Below are 16,329 nucleotides of genomic sequence, written 5' to 3'. Positions count from 1 at the left end.
CGTGCTTGAAAATATCGCTGCATAGCGTCACTATTGTGCTTTCTATTTTACCGAAACGCATCCATCACTAAATCATTTTGCAGATGCAGGAACAAATTCAATTTTAACCTTCATTCCCATCCCGGCAGCAAGCCGCTGCAAGGTACGAAGAGACGGGTTTGCATTGCCGCGTTCCAGTTTGCTGATGTCGGTCTGTGCAATACCCGTGCGCTCCGAAAGTTGCTTCTGGGTCAAACCGCTTTCTTTGCGGGCCTTGAGCATGGCTTCAATTACGGAAAATTCCGGGTCAAGTGCGTCCCATTCGGCCTTGAATTCAGGGTCTTTCATCTGCTCATTCAAAAAATCGTTGAAGTTTGTCATTTGGAATTCTCCTTTCGGGCAAGATAATCTGCGCGATATTGTTTTGCCAGTGTGATCTCTGAAGCAGGTGTTTTCTGGGTCTTCTTGATAAATCCATTTGTGAGGATCACCTTTTTACCAACCACGAAGAAATACAGCACGCGGGTAATATCCGACCCAAACTTGGTACGAATCTCAAAAATTCCATCATCCAGTGCTTTGGAATACGGTTCCCTTAAAAATGGCCCCTCCTCGCGGAGCAACGCAACGGTACGCAAAACTTTGGCTTGCATTTTCTTATCCAGACTTAGGATAAACTCTTTGGCTGGCTCGGAGCCATCGGCTTTATCGTAGAATTCAATTTCATATTCCTGCACGGCTGCACTCCCTTTGAATAGTGGATTTATCTCATATACAGTATAGCGGATATATCCTCTATTGTCAAGACCATCTCTTTACATCTTATCTCCTTTATGGGATAATAATGGCATTTTAGACTATAAAGGAGAATATTATGACCTACTCTGCCGATTTTCGGAATAAGGTTGTCCAGCTATACAACAGTGGCACAAGTACCGCTGATCTCTGTGCCCAGTTCCATATTTCTCGCAGTATCTTATACCAATGGAGCGAAGAAGCAAAAGTTTCAAACATTTCTAAACGCGATCTTGCAACGCTTCAACGCCATGTTGCAACCTTGGAAAATGAAAATTCCATCTATCAAAAATCTCTTGCTGCTCTTGATTTGTCCATAGACAACAAGGTGCAAATTATTGATGCCTTAAAGTCAGAATACAGCTTCTACACACTTTGCCGTTTGCTGAATCTTTCAAAATCCACTTACATAAATAGACAGAAAAGTGCACTGATTGAAAAGCAACTAGATGTAGAAGATACGCTTTTGAAAGAAAAAATCACTATCATCTTCCAGAAAAGCGATTACCGTTTCGGTGCAAAAAAGATTCGCGCAAAATTGATGGAGCAAGGCTATACTGTTAGCACAAAACGTATTGTGCGGCTCATGAAAGAGCACGGATTAAAACGTAAACAAGCACTTCCAGAGAATGCTACTTTTCAGCGGCACTATACTTATCGTCCCAATCTCGTAAAGCAAAATTTTACCGTTGAAAAGCCAAACAGCATTTGGGTCAGTGACATCACCTATGTTAAGGTAAACACTTCTATCGCATATATCTGTGTTATCATCGACCTATTTTCTCGAAAAGTCATTTCACACGCCGTTGCCGAATTCGCCGATGCAGAACTCACGATTCACACATTCAAATTGGCCTATCAAAATCGGAACCATCCGCAAGGGTTAACATTTCATAGTGACCAAGGCGCACAGTATACCGCAGTCAGCTTTCGTCAACTACTTCTTGACTTTAATATACACCAATCCTTTTCCAATATAGGCAATCCACTTGATAATGCTGTGGCGGAATCTTTCTTTGCTTCGCTTAAAAAAGAACAGTTCAAATTTCATTTTTATGAAACTGTCTCCGAATTAGAGGAAAGTCTATCAGAATATATTGATTTTTATAACGATTACCGACCGCATGAATGTCTTAAACAGCAAACCCCAAATCAATTTGAAGAATCATATCAGCAACAAAAATAAAGGCGAGAGTATCCGATACTGTCCGAAAATAACAGTACCAAATACCCTCGCCCTTTCAATTGGTGGAGGCGATGGGAGTCGAACCCATGTCCGAAAAGAGTTCAGCGTAGGTGTCTCCGGGTGCAGGCGATCTACAACATTCCCTCCGCGTCACGCCGATCGTCAGGCTAACGCTTCAGTAGCTTCATGAGTTCCTGCCGGTCCGCAAAGCTTAGGTCCGTTCAGGTGCTGTGTCTAAAGGACGCCCCGGCCCCACACGACACAAGAGTGGGCGGAACGCGCAGCACTCAGGCTGCGAGCAACTGATAATTATTGTTGTCAGTTAATTTTTTGGAGGAGTTTAGAGCAGTTCCCCCACTGCTACCCGCTGCCCAGGCCTCGCTCCCCCCGTCGAAACCTTTACGCCCCCATAAAGCGCATGTTGCCATGCGCAGAAAGCTTGGTGTTCTCAGGGCAGGAATGCTACCTGAAAGAGATTTAGTAGAATTTGCCGTTGGACTTCACGGCCCGGTCGATGGAGCGCTTGGCATCGCGCTTGGCGGCGTCGGCACGCTTGTCGTAGAGCTTTTTGCCCTTGCACAGGCCGACTTCCATCTTGACGCGGCCATGCTTGAAGTAGAGAGAAAGGGGAACGAGAGTATAGCCCTGCAGCTTGCACTGCTGGTGCAGACGCCGGATCTCAGTCTTGTGGGCCAGCAGACGCCGCACCCGCAGAGGGTCCTGATTGAAGATGTTGCCGTGGTCGTAGGGGGTGATGTGCATTCCCTTGACCAGCAGCTCGCCGTCCTCAATATCGACCCAGCTGTCTTTCAGGTTGACGCCGCCGGCACGCAGGCTCTTGACCTCGGTGCCTTTCAGATCGACGCCCGTTTCCAGCGCTTCGAGCACGAAATACTCGTGACGCGCCTCGCGGTTTGTGGCGATGGTCTTTGTCGCCGGACGTTCCTTGGCAGGTGCCATGAAGCGCGCCTCCTTTCCTTTACTGTTTTGTCATTATATCACATTTTGCTGGATTTTCAAGAGCGATTTTTGAAAGAATCGTTAAGGTTCTATAAAATCTGCTCTTTACAGCTCGTCGCGGCCGGAGAGCGCGCGGTAAAGCGTCGTCTCATCGGTGTACTCGAGGCTGCCGCCCACGGGCAGGCCGTAGGCCAGACGAGTGGTCTTGATGCCCAGGGGCTTGATGAGCTTTGCCAGATACATGGCCGTGGCCTCGCCCTCGACGGTGGGGTTCATGGCCATGATGACCTCTTTCACCTCGCCGCTGCCCAGCCGGGCCAACAGCTCCTTCACCGAGAGCTGTTCGGCACCGATGCCGTCCATGGGGCTGATGAGGCCGTGGAGGACATGATACAGGCCGTGGTACTCCCGGGTGCGCTCAAAGGCCTGCACATCGCGGGGCGTCTCGACCACGCAGATGGTGGAGCGGTCCCGCTTGGCGCTGGAACAGATGGGGCAGAGCTCGGCCTCGGTGTAGTTCTGGCAGACGCGGCAGCGGTGGAGCCGGGTGTGGGCGTTCTGGATGGCCTCGGCCAGTGCCGCGGCGTCCGCGTCCGACATACTCAGCACCTGATAGGCCATCCGGGTCGCGCCCTTGCGGCCGATGCCCGGGAACTGGCTGAACTGCTCAATGAGCTTTTCCAGCGGCGCTGCGGTGTAACCCATGCGTATCCCTCCCGCTTAGAGGCCGGGGATGTTCAGACCGCCGGTCAGCTTGCCCATCTCGGCCTCGGCAGTTTCGTCCACCTGCTTGACGGTGGCGTTGACGGCGGCGGCCACCAGGTCTTCCAGCATCTCGATGTCGTCGGGGTCAACGGCCTCGGGCTTGATGGTGATGCCAAGGATCTCGTGCTTGCCGTTCATGCGGACAGTGACCATCTCGCCGGAGGCGCTGCCGGTGTACTCGGCAGCTTCCAGCTCGGCCTGCTTGGCCTTCATGTCATCCTGCATCTTCTGAGCCTGACGCATCAGGGCGTTCATATCGGGGCGGCCAAAGCCTGCGGGCATTCTTGCTTTCATAATTGGTTCTCCTTAAAAGTTATTATTTATCTTTTTTTTCTTCGCGCTGTCCTCAATGCTCACGTCCAGACCCAGCTTTTCCAGCGCGTGGAGTGACTGTTCGGCATTGGAGGTGTGCTTTGCGGCGGTGCGGGGCTCGTAGGGGCCGATCGGCACCGCGACGCCTGACACCTGCGCGATGAGCTTTTTGATGAGCCGCTGGCTGTCCTTGTTGACACGGATGAAGTCCCGGAAGGTCTTGCCGCCGTCGATGAGCACCCGTGTGCCATCGAAGTACGCCTTCGATTTGCGCAGGTAGCTGTGAAGCATCGGGTCCTTCTCCTGTAAGAGCTTGACGACCTCACTCCACTGCTCGAAGGGATTGACGCCCTCTGCGGCCACCTTGCGGGGTCGGCTGAGAGCCGGGTCGGCGGTGTACTCCGGGGCAGGTGCTGCCGGCGAAACCGTTGCAGCGGACTCCACCGGTCTCTCTTCCGGTACGGGCGGTACAGGCGCAGTGACCGGCGCAGTCGGCTCATCCCAGGGCAGGGGGGCCGACTCCGTCACCGGCGGCTCGTCGGGCGGTGGTGGAAGCTCTTCATCTGCGGGCGCGGGGGACTCTGGAATATCCGGGACAGCGGCCTTCGGCTCTTCAACGGGCGCGGGAGCAGGCTCCTTTTCCACTGCCGGTGCGGCCATAGGTTCCACGGGTACAGCAGGTGTACTCATGAAAGGCTGCGGCGCAGACTGAATCGGTGCCGCAACAAAGGGCCGGACGACCGGTGCGGCAGGAGCGACAGTCTGCACAGGCATTGCCGCCACGGGGACAGCTGCGGCCTGCGGCGGCTCCGAGAGGGTGAAGAGGGCCAGTTCCAGCTCGATGCGCTGGTCACTGCCCCGGGTCATATGCTCAAGGGCGTTGCCCAGCGTACGGATGGCCCGGATGGCCTCCCGCTGGCCCAGCTGAGGGCCTTTTTCGAGGTACTGCTGTTCCTCTTCGGGGGAAACACCGGACAGCAGGCTCTGCCCGCCGGGCAGAGCCGCCAGCATCAGGGCGCGGTAGTGGGCGATGAGCTCTTCCGTCAGACGCTTCACATCCACCGACTGCTGCCGCAGTGCGGCCAGCTGAGCCAGCGCCGCTGCGCCGTCCTGCGCTTCCAGAGCATCCGAAATATGGAACAGGTAGCTCCGGTCGGTGACGCCCGCCATCCGGCGGACAACATCAGCATCGATTTTTGCGGTCACGCCGGCGCAGGTGTCGAGGATCGAGAGAGCGTCACGCATGGCACCGTCGGCCAGGCGGGAGATCAGCTCTGCACCACCGGTCGTCAACTCTAAGCCCTCTTGTCCGGCGATATACTCGACCCGCTGGGCGATGTCTTCCGGCCCGATGCGGGTGAAATCGTACCGCTGGCAGCGGGAGAGGATGGTGGCCGGGACTTTCTGGATCTCGGTCGTGGCGAGGATAAAGATGACGTGGGCGGGCGGCTCTTCCAGCGTTTTCAGCAGCGCGTTGAAGGCCGCTGTGGACAGCATGTGTACCTCATCGATGATGTATACCTTATAATGACAGGCACTGGGGGTGTAGGCTGTCTCGTCCCGCAGGTCGCGGATGTCGTCCACACCGTTGTTGGACGCGGCGTCCATCTCCACCACGTCGAGGATGCTGCCGTTGTCGATGCCCCTGCAGATCTCGCACTCGCCGCAGGGGTCGCCGTTATGGGGGTGGAGGCAGTTGACCGCCTTGGCGAAAATCTTCGCGCAGGTGGTCTTGCCCGTGCCGCGCACGCCGGTAAACAGGTAGGCGTGGCCTACGCGGCCCGACGCTATCTGATTGCGCAGCGCCGTGACGATGCCGCGCTGTGCGACGACATCCTCAAACCGCTGGGGTCTCCATTTGCGGTATAATGCGCGATACATCGGTGCTTCCCTCCCGTCAGTAATAAAAAATCGGACAGCGCTGACGGGGTTTGACCCCCGCCTTGCGTAACTCGGCATACGGATGCAGGCTGACTGAAACGCACGGGGCGCGCCGCTTAAGGCTGCTTGGTTCCCCACCTGACCTGGTTCACTGCGGCTCCATCGTACAGGACCCGCATCCGTATGCCGAACCACGCAGCAGGCGCTGTCCGACAAGGCACACGATTCGTGTGCCTTAGTATTGTACCACAGTTCGGTGAGGAATGCAAGAGGAAGCTAAGGCTGCTCCCATCCGGCCCGCAAAAGCTCCAGTGCGTGTGTTTCAAGCCGGGAAACGTAACTCCGGCTTATTTGGAGCAGCTTTGCCGTTTCCAGCTGGGTCAGCGGCGGCTGGCCCGCCAGACCATACCTTAATAATATGAGTTTCCGCTCCCGGGCAGGCAACCCCTCGATGAGGCGGCGCAGGCGCTGGGCATCGTCCTGTTTTTCGCAGCTGTCCTCCATGCAGAAGCCGTCCTGCAGCACATCGGCGAGGGTAAGGGCAGAGTCTTCCTTTCCGGCATCAAGAGTCTCCTGAAGCGAGAGGGTGGGGGCGTTCTTCCGCTCCCGCCGGAAGTGCATCCGGAGCTCGTTTGCTATCCTCACCCCAGCGAACGCCGGACGGAGAATCGGAACCATCTCCACCGCCCTCGGGGGCGTTGTCGTCCTCTTCCGGGTCTACCGGGAAGGTGGTCCAGTCGATTTCATCCTCCAGTGAACCGAAGAGCACCACATGCGCCACCTTGCCGTCCCACACCACCTTGCGCACCACCGTGCGGATGGCAGCGCGCTTCTGCGTCACGGTCATGTCGTCGATGTTGTTGTGGAACACGGTCAGCAGCTGCCGCATCACGTCAAACTCGATGCCGCCCAGAACACCGTTGTCGGTGAGGCTTTCCAATTCCCGGATGCGGGAACTCAGGGTGGCATCCTGTGCATTCAGCTCCTCGATGCGCTTTTTCAGGTGGACTGCGGCGGTGCTGTCTCCAAAATCGGCAAGGGAGTCGATGAGGGCGGTGATCTTCCGCTGCGTCTCGGCTTGCGCCTTGCGCAGGGCAGAAAGCTTGGTCTCACACTCGGAACGATTGCCCGCATGGGCAGACCGTGCCTTTTCCAACTGCTTCATAAAGTCGCTGGAATGGTCGGCAAGGTGCTTGACCTGTTCGCAGATGGCGGCATCCAACAGATTGCCGTTGGCGTTGGACACGCTGCAAAGCTCCCGGCGGCTGCGCTCCTTCAGCTTGCACATATAGGGAAAAACCACCCGCCCGTCTGCCGTTTTGCGCCCGGTGACCTTGGGGTACATCCGGCTGCCGCAGGAGCACCACAGCAGACCGGTGAGCAGAGCTTCGTTGCCCCGGGATGCGTGGTAGGACTTGGATCTGTTCCGCTCCAGCGATTCCTGCACCCGGATCCACCGGTTGGAGGAAATGATGCCGGGGTGTTCGCCCACCGAAACGATCCACTCGCTGATGGGATTGTACACAGTTGCACGCCCCTTTTCCTGATCGCTGCGGTTGTAGGCAAGCACGCCCCGCACGCCGTCAAAATCGGACTCCGGGGAGAACAGCTCTGCCTCGTTGTCCACAAAATACTGATAGGCGTCCTTGTCTGCAATCAGGTAGACAGGATTCTGCAAAATAGACTTGATGGAGAACCGGGTGAAAGAACGCCCGGTTTTTGTTTTGATGCCCTGCCGCAGCAGCTCGGTCTCGGTCATGGTCAGGGAATCGTACTGCTCATAGAGGTCGAAAATTTTGTAGATGATCTCTGCCTCATCCGGCAGCAGCTTCAGCTTGCAAGCCTTTTTGGTCTTGCCGTCCACCGTGATGCTCTTGACGCTCTCGGAAGCATAGCCCGTGGGGGTCATGCCGCCCAGCCAGCGCCCGGTCTTTGCCAGTTCGTGCATATTATCCCGGATGCGCTCTGCAATGGTCTCCCGCTCCAGTTGACTGAACACGGATGCGATGTACATCATGGCACGTCCCATGGGGCTGGAGGTATCAAAGCTTTCCCGGATGGACACAAAGTCGATGCCCAGCCGTCCAAGCTCTTCAATCAGGCTGGAAAAATCGCTGATGTTGCGGCTGATGCGGTCCAGACGATAGACCACGATGGCACGGATCTTCCGCTCTTTGGCCGCAGTCATCATCTTTTTGAAGTCCGGGCGGTTCAGGTTGCCGCCGGAAAAGCCCTCGTCCTCAAAGACGACCGCTTGCTGTGCTGCGGCATCGCCGTAGTGGGTGCGGATGTATTCGCGGCAGAGGTCGATCTGATTTCCAATGCTCTCGCCCTTGCCGGTGTAGCGGGATTTGCGGGAATAAATTGCAATGATGTCGGCAGTTTTGGCCATGAGATACTCCTCCTGTTGTCTGGTGGCCGTAGATGCGGCTATTGTAGCATGACAAGCCATCTTGGCAAAGAAAAATAACGATAGTTATATATATTCATCACAAACAGAACGGAGGTGTCAAGGATGTAAACGGTCAAAAAAGGGGGGCTACAAACTGGCCATGCGTTTTACCAAGGGCAAGCACGCATTTGTTGTTGCCACCCACACGGACAGGAAACACATCCACAACCATGTGATTTTCAACTCTACGGCACTGGATGGCACCAGAAAGTTCCGGGATTTTTTCTTTTCGGCGTTGGCAGTGCAGCGGTTGAGCGATCTGATTTGCTTACAGGGATCAACTTGCGTGAATTTTCACGCAGATTAGCCTCTCTTTTTTACACAGCCAATGCCAATTAGCACTTGAAAACGAAATGCTGCGCAAGTATACTATACTAGTCATGTTGTACAAGTTTGAACGCGAACTGATATATCAGTTGACCATAAAAGACATACCAGAATTGAAGTGTGCGGCGGGGTCAAAACCCTACGAGGATGAAAATGAAATTCGATAGAAGACTTACAGATAAAATCTACACTTCCGATACGGTAAGGCTGGGGAAAAATGCATTTCAGGCTATGCAGGAGACGATCTATCATAATGGCGGTGTCGGAACCATTGCCGGGTACTATGATGCCGAATTGTCGATCCTGTCGGTCAGTGATCTGTTGCTGCATAATCTGAACCACAGCTATGAGTCTCTGATGGAGCAGACAAAGGGTTCGCTGAAGAATCTTTTCTATAAGAAAGATGCCACATTCCTTGACAATGCGCACTTTCGTCAGATCAAGGGCGAAGGAGAAGGCCGGATCCTTACAGCAGATGGCTCTCCCGTCTATGTGCGTCTCTATAAAGAAGATGTAGTCGATACGAATGGAACACCGATCTGGATCATGTCAGTACAGATGAACTGGGCGTATGAGAACCTTGCGCTGGTCAATGAATCCATCCATTCTGCACTATGGTATTTTGAGTGTAATGAAAACAGTGAGATCGTTCATGTGAACTGGAGCCATGCGTTTCGGCAGATCCTTGGTTATCATGACATTCTGGATTTTCCGAACAAACTGGATTCGTGGTCGAACCTTCTGCACCCGGAGGACTATGACCGGGTAATGCAGCTGCTTTTGGAAACGATTGCGGACAAAACCAATGCTACAAAATATAATGTTGAGTACCGACTGAAAATGCAGGATGGCCAATACCAGTGGTTCCGGGCATCGGCGGAGGTGATACGCCGTCTGGATGGCTCGGCCAATCGAATTGCCGGAATCATCAGCAACATTGACGCGGAAAAAAGAAGCCGGATGCAGGCGCAGCGGGCAGCGGCATTTCACCGTGCATTTACCAGCGCAAACCTCTGCGAATACTATGTAAATCTGGAAAAGAACACCTTCGATACTTTCAAAGTGGAGCCCTCTTTGATGACGGCCTTTGAGCAGAACCACACATGGGATGGACTGGTCAGATTCTTTGTGGATAACTATGTGGTTGAAGAGGACAAAAAGTCTGTAACGAATTTCTATAATCGCGCTTACATCACGGAAAAATTAAAGGGACTTGAGACGGAGCTGCGTCAGGATTGCCGCATCGTTCTGAATGGGGAGGAACGATGGGTCAGCAACGTGGTCATGCGCGGTGAGATCGAAGATTCCGAATATGCGATGATTTTTCTGCGGGACATCACAGAGTCCAAAACAGAGATGGCACGGCGGATGCAGATGGCCTCAGATAACGCATCGATGGATCTTTTGATCAAGAGTATGGTGCGTCTGCTGGACCGCTTTGTCGTCTGCGATCTGGAGAATGACCGGTATCGGTTCTATAATCTGCAAGGTGAAATGATATACGCGCCGACGGGAACCTACCATGATTTTGTGGAGCAGGTGGTTGCAAAGTATAAGACACTGGAACCGCTGGACGCATTGGCTGCTTTGATCTCGCCGGAAAATATCCGAAAGAATCTGCAGGGCGAGAACGACATCTACAAATTTGAATACTGCTCCATAGACGAAAACACCTATAAGATCGCTTCCTTCATTCCGCTGGAGTGGGATGGCACAAAGCTGGTCAAAGCACTGTTGGCATCTATGGATGTGTCACAGGAGAAAAAGGCCGAGATCGAATCCCATAAGGCACTGAAGGATGCGTACCGGGCGGCGGAAAACGCAAGCCGCGCCAAGACAGAATTTCTCTCCAATATGTCCCATGATATCCGTACACCGATGAATGCAATCGTTGGCTTGACCGCCATTGCGGGTGCGAATATCGAGAGTCAGGACAGGGTGGTCGAGTGCCTTGGCAAGATCACAAAGTCGAGTCGTCATCTGTTGGGACTGATCAATGAAGTGCTGGATATGGCCCGGATCGAGAGCGGGCGAATAAGCCTTGCCGAGGAGGATTTCAGACTGCCGGAGCTGGTCGATAACCTGCTCACCCTCACAAAACCGGCAATCGACGAGCACCACCATCAGCTCGAAGTCCATATTGAGCACATTGAGCACGAAGCTGTCTGCGGCGACAGCCTGCGCATCCAGCAGGTCTTTGTGAACCTGATGAGCAACGCCGTCAAGTACACCCCGGATGGAGGAAAAATCACCCTTACGATCAAGGAAAAGCCGAACGGCTTCTCGGAGCTTGGCTGCTACGAGTTTTCCATCGAGGACAACGGCATCGGTATGACGCCGGAATTCCAGAAGATCATGTTCGAGCCGTTCAGCCGGGCAGACGATCACCGGACGACCAAGGTGCAGGGCACCGGTCTTGGCATGGCCATTGCAAGAAACATCGTCAATCTGATGAATGGTGACATTCAGGTCGAAAGCGCTCCCAACAAGGGAACGAAGATCACGGTCACGGTCTATCTGAAGCTTCAGGAGAACGAGAAGGAACAGGAAAAAGAACTGCTCGATCTGCCGGTACTGGTCGTGGACGATGACAAGACCTGCTGCGAAAGCACCGTTGCGACCCTTCAGGAGATCGGCATAGCGGGCGAATGGGTCCTGACCGGTAAGGAAGCTGTGGAGCGCTGCTATGCGCGTCATGAGACCAACAGTGACTATTTTGCGGTGATCCTGGACTGGAAGATGCCGGAAATGGACGGTATTGCAACTGCCAGAAAAATCCGGGAACGGGTAGGAGAAGATGTCACGATCATCATCCTGACTTCCTTTGATTTCAGCGAGATCGAAGAAGAAGCCAGAGCAGCGGGCGTGAATGCGTTTATGGCAAAACCGCTGTTCCGTTCCCGTCTGACGGCAACTCTGCGGCAGTTTACATCCGAGAAGAAGGAGGAAAACGCCCGGAACTATCTGGAAGACTTTGCGACGGAAAACTATGCGGGTAAGCGGATCCTTCTTGTGGAAGATAACGAGCTGAACCGTGAGATCGCAACCGAGATCATAGGCATGACGGGCGTGACCATTGACATTGCCGAAAACGGAAAAATTGCAGTCGAAAAGGTGATGGAAGCGCCAGAAAAGTGGTACGATCTCATTTTTATGGACATCCAGATGCCCATCATGAATGGTTACGAAGCCACTGCTGCGATCCGTGCGCTTGCCGGCAGCCGGGGCAAAGTGCCCATCATTGCCATGACGGCAAATGCCTTTGCCGAGGACGTGCAGCTGGCAAAGAACACCGGCATGAACGAGCATATCGCCAAACCGCTTGATTTGAATAAGCTGAACGATGTGCTGAAACAGTGGCTGTGATCTGTGCATTGCCGTAAGGCGCGTGATACTGGCTGACATAAAGCCCTATCTGGGCAAGCAGGAACATCACGTTTCAAGATTGTCCATCGAAAATACGTTGGTACGTTTTACACTGTGACGATTCAAAAAAAACAAAGGAGAGATATTTTGCTATGATCTACAAAAAGCGATACGGTCAACCGTTTGATACCGAAAGTGTAGTGGGTTCTTTTCTGCCCATGATGGAAACGATACCCTATCTGACCAAGGAGCCGGATGGTTTCTCCTATGCCATGGAACCGCAGGATGTTCTGTATGGTCTTGGCGAAAACGTCCGTGGTATCAACAAGCGCGGGTGGGTGTACGAAAGCAAATGCTCCGATGACGGCAACCATACCGAGGGCAAATCCTCGCTGTACGGTGCTTATAATTTTATGATCGTGTCCGGCAAGGATACATTTGGCTTTTTTATCGACTACCCGGGCAAGGTCACCTTTGACTGCGGCTACACCGACCTGGATACCTTACGCATCACGGTAGCCGAGGAAAATTACGATTTCTACATCATTGAGGGCGAGAGCCTGACCGATATTGTGCACCAGTTCCGCCAGTTGGTGGGGCGCAGTTATATTCCGCCCAAATGGGCTTTTGGCAACGCCCAGAGCCGCTGGAGCTACATGAACGAGGACGAGGTCCGCGAGGTGGTGGCAAATTACCGTGCCAATCATATGCCGCTGGACGCTGTGGTTCTGGATATTGATTACATGGAGCGTTACAAGGACTTTACGGTGGATGCGCAGCGCTTCCCGCGTTTTGCAGACTTTGCCGCCGAGATGAAAGCGCAGGGCATCCATCTTGTCCCCATCATCGATGCAGGAGTCAAGGTCGAAGAGGGATATGATGTGTACGAGGAGGGCGTGAAAAACGGCTACTTCTGTACGAATCAGGATGGCACTCCCTTTGTAGCCGGTGTGTGGCCGGGACGGGTACACTTCCCCGATATGCTCAACCCGGAAGCCCGTGCCTGGTTTGGCAGTCAATATAAAGTTCTGCTGGATCAGGGGATCGAGGGCTTCTGGAACGATATGAACGAGCCTGCTATCTTCTACGCAGAGGAAAGACTGAAAAAGGTCTTTGCTAAAATTGAGGAATACAACAAGCAAAACCTGGATATTTCCAGCTTTGGTGCTTTTACCGGCATGGTGGCAGAGCTTTCCAACAACGAAAACGATTATAAGCTGTTCTACCACAACACCAAACAGGGGCGTATGCGGCACGACATTGTACATAATCTTTTTGGTTATAACATGACCCGTGCTGCAGGCGAGGCTTTTGAGCGGCTGGAGCCGGACAAGCGCATTTTGATGTACTCCCGTTCTGCCTGCATCGGGATGCACCGGTATGGCGGCATCTGGACCGGCGACAACCATTCCTGGTGGAGCCACATTCTGCTTGCGCTGCACATGATGCCCTCCCTGAATATGTGCGGCTTCCTGTACGAAGGCCCCGACATTGGCGGCTTTGGCAGCAATACCACGGAGGATCTGGTGCTGCGCTGGTACGGCATGGGTATCTTCTCTCCGCTACTGCGGAACCACTCTGCCAAGGACACCCGCCGGCAGGAACCCTACCGCTTTAAGAACAAGGCTGCCTTTGCCGGTATTTTACAGCTGCGCTACCTGCTGCTGCCCTACATTTACAGCGAGTACATGAAGGCTGCTCTGCACGACGACATGTACTGTATGCCGTTGGCGTTCGCCTTCCCGGAGGACGACTTTGCCCGCCGGGTAGAGGATGAGGTGATGATCGGTGAAAGCCTGTTGATCGCCCCGGTATATGAGCAAAATGCCCGAGGTCGGTATGTTTATCTGCCGGAGGAGATGCTGCAGGTGCGGGTAAAGTGCAGCGAAAGCAACCGCATCGAAACCAGCGTGCTGCCAGCAGGCCATCATTACATTCCGGTGGAGCTGGATGAAGTGGTGTTCTTTATGCGCAAGGGACACCTTCTGCCCCTTGCCAAGGACGGCAAAAAGATCCAGAGCGTTGCCGATGTGGATTTTGCAGATCTGCGCCTGCTTGCCTATGCTCCCGATGGTGCATCCTATGAATACTATACCGATGACGGCGAGACAAGGGATTACGACAAACCGGAACATTTTGTGCATATCACGCTGGATGCGGATGGAAACGCAAAGAGCGATCGTGCTACGGTCAAAGTAGAAGGATAATCGTCAGTCATTACGCAGTTCCTGCAGCACTATGCTGGCATCTATGAGAGCCGCCAGAACTCGGTTCTGAGCAAGCTCTTCTGAATGATTTGAAAAAAGGCTGGGATCGTTGCAGATCCCAGCCTTTTGCAGCAGCCCCTTATGGTATGTAGTAACTCAGTCCTTCTTCTCGGCGGTGCGGGCAAAGAAGTTGGCGAGGACGGCACCGGAAATGTTATGCCACACAGAGAACACAGCGCCGGGGATGGTTGCCAGCGGATACTGTGCAAAGTGGGCGGCAGCCAGAGAGGTGGCCAGACCGGAGTTCTGCATTCCGACCTCGATGGAAATTGCACGGCACTTGGTGGAATCCAGCTTCAGCAGCTTACCCACGCCAAAGCCGGTGAGGTAGCCCAGCAGGTTGTGCAGGATGACCACGGCAAGGATCAGCAGGCCGCTGGTCATGATCTTGGCGGAGTTTGCGGACACAACAGCGCAGATGATGAGCACGATGGCGGTGGTGGAGATCAGCGGCAGCACCCGGACGGCGTTCTGGGTGAAGGCGTGGAAGAAGTGGTTGACCACAAAGCCCAGTGCGATGGGCACCAGCACCACCTTGACGATGGACAGGAACATATTTACAGGGTTCACATCCACCCGCTGGCCGGCATACAGCAGGGTCAGCAGCGGGGTGAGGAAGGGCGCCAGCACGGTGGAAACTGCGGTCATGCCGACGGACAGTGCAACGTCGCCCTTGGAAAGGTAGGTCATCACGTTAGAGGAGGTGCCGCCGGGGCAGGTGCCCACCAGAATGACACCGATGGCAAGCTCAGTGGGCAAGTGGAACACCTGGGTCAGCGCCCATGCCAGAAAGGGCATCAGGGTGAACTGCGCAATGCAGCCGATGATCACGTCTTTCGGGCGGCTGAACACTACCTTGAAGTCCTCCGGCTTCAGGGTGAGACCCATGCCGAACATGACGATGCCCAGCAGGGTGTTGACCCATGCGGTCTTTACCACACTGAAGGTGCCGGGGAACAGCAGCGCCAGTGCCGCCACCACAATGACGATGGCGGCCATGTACTTGCCCACAAAGTCGCTTACTTTTTCCAATGTTTTCATGATGAAATCTCCTTTTTCAAAACACTTATTTTTGCGGATGCAAAGGCAATGAAACATCCGGAAAATGGCTTTCCCGCAAACAAAAACGCCTTTGTCCCTTACGGTTCGTAAGAGACAAAGGCGCATAAACTCCTCTGCGGTACCACTCTTATTGCCGGTGCAAAGCCCGGCCCCTCAGTGCGCATCCAACAATGCGCGGCCCGTGATAACGGGGGCCTGCCGTTCCCGCTTACTGGGGCGTAGATACCGCCCATTCAGCCGGAAAGCTCGGAGAGGATCTTCCCACGGACGCCCTGCACTGCCTTGCACCATCCGGCAGCTCTCTGCAGCATTCTTTCCGGGTACTCTTTCTCGTCATAGCCGAATATTTCACTGCCACGGAGTATACTCTTCTGCCGGGTCGAAGTCAAGAAAAACGACCCTTCTAGTTTTTCATCCGGCTCACGCCAAGAGTGAAGCTGGTTCACGCAATGGCTGCTTGCGTGACCCGGTCACAGAAAATCTAACTAGGAAATGTTATCATATAGCCACAGGAAACACCAACAACATTCCGATGGAGGATTTGAATATGAAAGCAAAGTTTTATATCTGTGAGCACTGTGGCAATCTGGTCACTACCATCCACAACGCAGGCGTTCCGCTGGTCTGCTGCGGCGAAAAGATGAAGGAGCTGCTCCCCAACACCGTGGAAGCCAGCGGCGAAAAGCATCTGCCGGTGGCAGAGCTTTCCGGCAGCACCCTCACCGTCACGGTGGGTGCAGTGGAGCACCCCATGGTGGATGTGCACCACATCCAGTGGCTCTTTGTGGAGACGGAAAACGGCGGACAGCTCCGCTATCTCGCCCCCGGGCAGGCACCCAGGGCGGTGTTTGAGCTGGGCAGCGAAAAGCCGGTGGCGGTCTACGCCTACTGCAACCTGCATGGTCTGTGGATGACGAAGCTTTAAGAAATAAACAGGCTCCTGCCAGTGGTTGACGCTTGCAGGAGCCTGTTTTTGC

At 54.1% G+C, this 16,329-nt stretch carries 13 protein-coding genes, 2 other RNA genes, 1 pseudogene and 1 other annotated feature; of the genes and pseudogenes, 5 read left to right on the top strand and 11 right to left on the bottom strand.

Going from position 1 to position 16,329, the window contains the following annotated elements; translation table 11 throughout:
* Positions 1-72 precede the first annotated feature (72 nt).
* Both AAAU26_RS12975 and AAAU26_RS12970 read right to left on the bottom strand, forming a co-directional pair.
* A complete protein-coding gene (locus tag AAAU26_RS12975) occupies positions 73-360 on the bottom strand; it encodes a helix-turn-helix domain-containing protein (protein ID WP_097770331.1) in 288 nt (95 codons plus the stop codon).
* Positions 357-716: a type II toxin-antitoxin system RelE/ParE family toxin gene (locus AAAU26_RS12970; RefSeq protein ID WP_217210267.1), complete on the bottom strand. Its 360-nt coding sequence runs from the start codon at positions 714-716 to the stop codon at positions 357-359. Before AAAU26_RS12970 ends, AAAU26_RS12975 begins: the two co-directional genes overlap by 4 nt.
* Before the next feature lie 137 nt (positions 717-853).
* On the opposite strand from AAAU26_RS12970, the gene AAAU26_RS12965 reads away from it, so the two are divergent.
* Positions 854-1,960 carry an IS3 family transposase gene (locus tag AAAU26_RS12965; protein WP_227618371.1) on the top strand — a complete coding sequence of 369 codons (1,107 nt, stop codon included), beginning with the start codon at positions 854-856 and terminating at the stop codon, positions 1,958-1,960.
* Positions 1,961-2,020: 60 nt separating this feature from the next.
* Here AAAU26_RS12965 and ssrA read toward each other — a convergent pair.
* From ssrA to AAAU26_RS12925, 8 genes are all read right to left on the bottom strand, one after another.
* Positions 2,021-2,369, bottom strand: a transfer-messenger RNA (tmRNA) gene (gene ssrA, locus AAAU26_RS12960).
* 68 nt (positions 2,370-2,437) lie between these two features.
* The gene (gene smpB / locus AAAU26_RS12955) at positions 2,438-2,920 is read right to left on the bottom strand and encodes an SsrA-binding protein SmpB (RefSeq protein ID WP_227618370.1); all 483 of its coding nucleotides are present in this window, start codon (positions 2,918-2,920) and stop codon (positions 2,438-2,440) included.
* Between the two features lie 105 nt (positions 2,921-3,025).
* Positions 3,026-3,625: a recombination mediator RecR gene (gene recR, locus AAAU26_RS12950; RefSeq protein ID WP_015563752.1), complete on the bottom strand. Its 600-nt coding sequence runs from the start codon at positions 3,623-3,625 to the stop codon at positions 3,026-3,028.
* A gap of 15 nt (positions 3,626-3,640) precedes the next feature.
* A complete protein-coding gene (locus AAAU26_RS12945; RefSeq protein ID WP_015563753.1) occupies positions 3,641-3,979 on the bottom strand; it encodes a YbaB/EbfC family nucleoid-associated protein in 339 nt (112 codons plus the stop codon).
* A 12-nt stretch (positions 3,980-3,991) separates the two neighbouring features.
* Positions 3,992-5,878 carry a DNA polymerase III subunit gamma/tau gene (gene dnaX / locus AAAU26_RS12940; protein WP_227618369.1) on the bottom strand — a complete coding sequence of 629 codons (1,887 nt, stop codon included), beginning with the start codon at positions 5,876-5,878 and terminating at the stop codon, positions 3,992-3,994.
* Between the two features lie 79 nt (positions 5,879-5,957).
* An RNA gene (ffs, locus tag AAAU26_RS12935) (signal recognition particle sRNA small type) lies at positions 5,958-6,057 on the bottom strand.
* A gap of 97 nt (positions 6,058-6,154) precedes the next feature.
* A complete protein-coding gene (locus AAAU26_RS12930) occupies positions 6,155-6,499 on the bottom strand; it encodes a sigma factor-like helix-turn-helix DNA-binding protein (RefSeq protein ID WP_265104188.1) in 345 nt (114 codons plus the stop codon).
* Positions 6,441-8,270, bottom strand: coding sequence for a recombinase family protein (locus tag AAAU26_RS12925; RefSeq protein ID WP_227618367.1), 1,830 nt, complete (start codon positions 8,268-8,270; stop codon positions 6,441-6,443). Before AAAU26_RS12925 ends, AAAU26_RS12930 begins: the two co-directional genes overlap by 59 nt.
* A 139-nt stretch (positions 8,271-8,409) precedes the next feature.
* On the opposite strand from AAAU26_RS12925, the pseudogene AAAU26_RS12920 reads away from it, so the two are divergent.
* The 3 genes and pseudogenes from AAAU26_RS12920 to AAAU26_RS12910 all read left to right on the top strand — a co-directional run.
* Positions 8,410-8,604: pseudogene (locus AAAU26_RS12920) on the top strand (relaxase/mobilization nuclease domain-containing protein); the annotation flags it as partial.
* 206 nt (positions 8,605-8,810) lie between these two features.
* Entirely contained in the window at positions 8,811-12,023 is a 3,213-nt protein-coding gene (locus AAAU26_RS12915) for a hybrid sensor histidine kinase/response regulator (RefSeq protein ID WP_227618366.1), read from the top strand.
* Between the two features lie 152 nt (positions 12,024-12,175).
* Positions 12,176-14,230 (top strand): TIM-barrel domain-containing protein, encoded by a 2,055-nt coding sequence (locus AAAU26_RS12910; protein WP_227618365.1) that lies wholly within the window; start codon positions 12,176-12,178, stop codon positions 14,228-14,230.
* Positions 14,231-14,386: 156 nt separating this feature from the next.
* On the opposite strand, the gene AAAU26_RS12905 is transcribed toward AAAU26_RS12910, so the two are convergent.
* Positions 14,387-15,331, bottom strand: a complete 945-nt coding sequence (locus tag AAAU26_RS12905) for a bile acid:sodium symporter family protein (protein ID WP_227618364.1) — start codon at positions 15,329-15,331, stop codon at positions 14,387-14,389.
* Between the two features lie 107 nt (positions 15,332-15,438).
* Positions 15,439-15,698 (bottom strand) — a binding site (T-box leader).
* A gap of 201 nt (positions 15,699-15,899) precedes the next feature.
* Here AAAU26_RS12905 and AAAU26_RS12900 point away from each other — a divergent pair.
* Positions 15,900-16,277, top strand: coding sequence for a desulfoferrodoxin family protein (locus tag AAAU26_RS12900; RefSeq protein ID WP_158394748.1), 378 nt, complete (start codon positions 15,900-15,902; stop codon positions 16,275-16,277).
* Positions 16,278-16,329: the final 52 nt, after the last annotated feature.

The sequence above is a fragment of the Faecalibacterium longum genome (assembly GCF_040094125.1).
Classification (GTDB): domain Bacteria; phylum Bacillota; class Clostridia; order Oscillospirales; family Ruminococcaceae; genus Faecalibacterium; species Faecalibacterium longum.
The sequence above is the reverse complement of the archived record's forward strand: the minus strand, read 5'-3'. Positions and strand labels throughout refer to the sequence as shown.

Excerpts from the sequence above, each read along its gene's own strand:
- dnaX (WP_227618369.1), bottom strand. The coding sequence starts at position 5,878 with ATGTATCGCGCATTATACCGCAAATGGAGACCCCAGCGGTTTGAGGAT.
- AAAU26_RS12965 (WP_227618371.1), top strand. The coding sequence starts at position 854 with ATGACCTACTCTGCCGATTTTCGGAATAAGGTTGTCCAGCTATACAAC.
- AAAU26_RS12925 (WP_227618367.1), bottom strand. The coding sequence starts at position 8,270 with ATGGCCAAAACTGCCGACATCATTGCAATTTATTCCCGCAAATCCCGC.
- AAAU26_RS12915 (WP_227618366.1), top strand. The coding sequence starts at position 8,811 with ATGAAATTCGATAGAAGACTTACAGATAAAATCTACACTTCCGATACG.
- recR (WP_015563752.1), bottom strand. The coding sequence starts at position 3,625 with ATGGGTTACACCGCAGCGCCGCTGGAAAAGCTCATTGAGCAGTTCAGC.
- AAAU26_RS12910 (WP_227618365.1), top strand. The coding sequence starts at position 12,176 with ATGATCTACAAAAAGCGATACGGTCAACCGTTTGATACCGAAAGTGTA.
- AAAU26_RS12905 (WP_227618364.1), bottom strand. The coding sequence starts at position 15,331 with ATGAAAACATTGGAAAAAGTAAGCGACTTTGTGGGCAAGTACATGGCC.
- AAAU26_RS12930 (WP_265104188.1), bottom strand. The coding sequence starts at position 6,499 with ATGCACTTCCGGCGGGAGCGGAAGAACGCCCCCACCCTCTCGCTTCAG.
- smpB (WP_227618370.1), bottom strand. The coding sequence starts at position 2,920 with ATGGCACCTGCCAAGGAACGTCCGGCGACAAAGACCATCGCCACAAAC.
- AAAU26_RS12975 (WP_097770331.1), bottom strand. The coding sequence starts at position 360 with ATGACAAACTTCAACGATTTTTTGAATGAGCAGATGAAAGACCCTGAA.
- AAAU26_RS12900 (WP_158394748.1), top strand. The coding sequence starts at position 15,900 with ATGAAAGCAAAGTTTTATATCTGTGAGCACTGTGGCAATCTGGTCACT.
- AAAU26_RS12945 (WP_015563753.1), bottom strand. The coding sequence starts at position 3,979 with ATGAAAGCAAGAATGCCCGCAGGCTTTGGCCGCCCCGATATGAACGCC.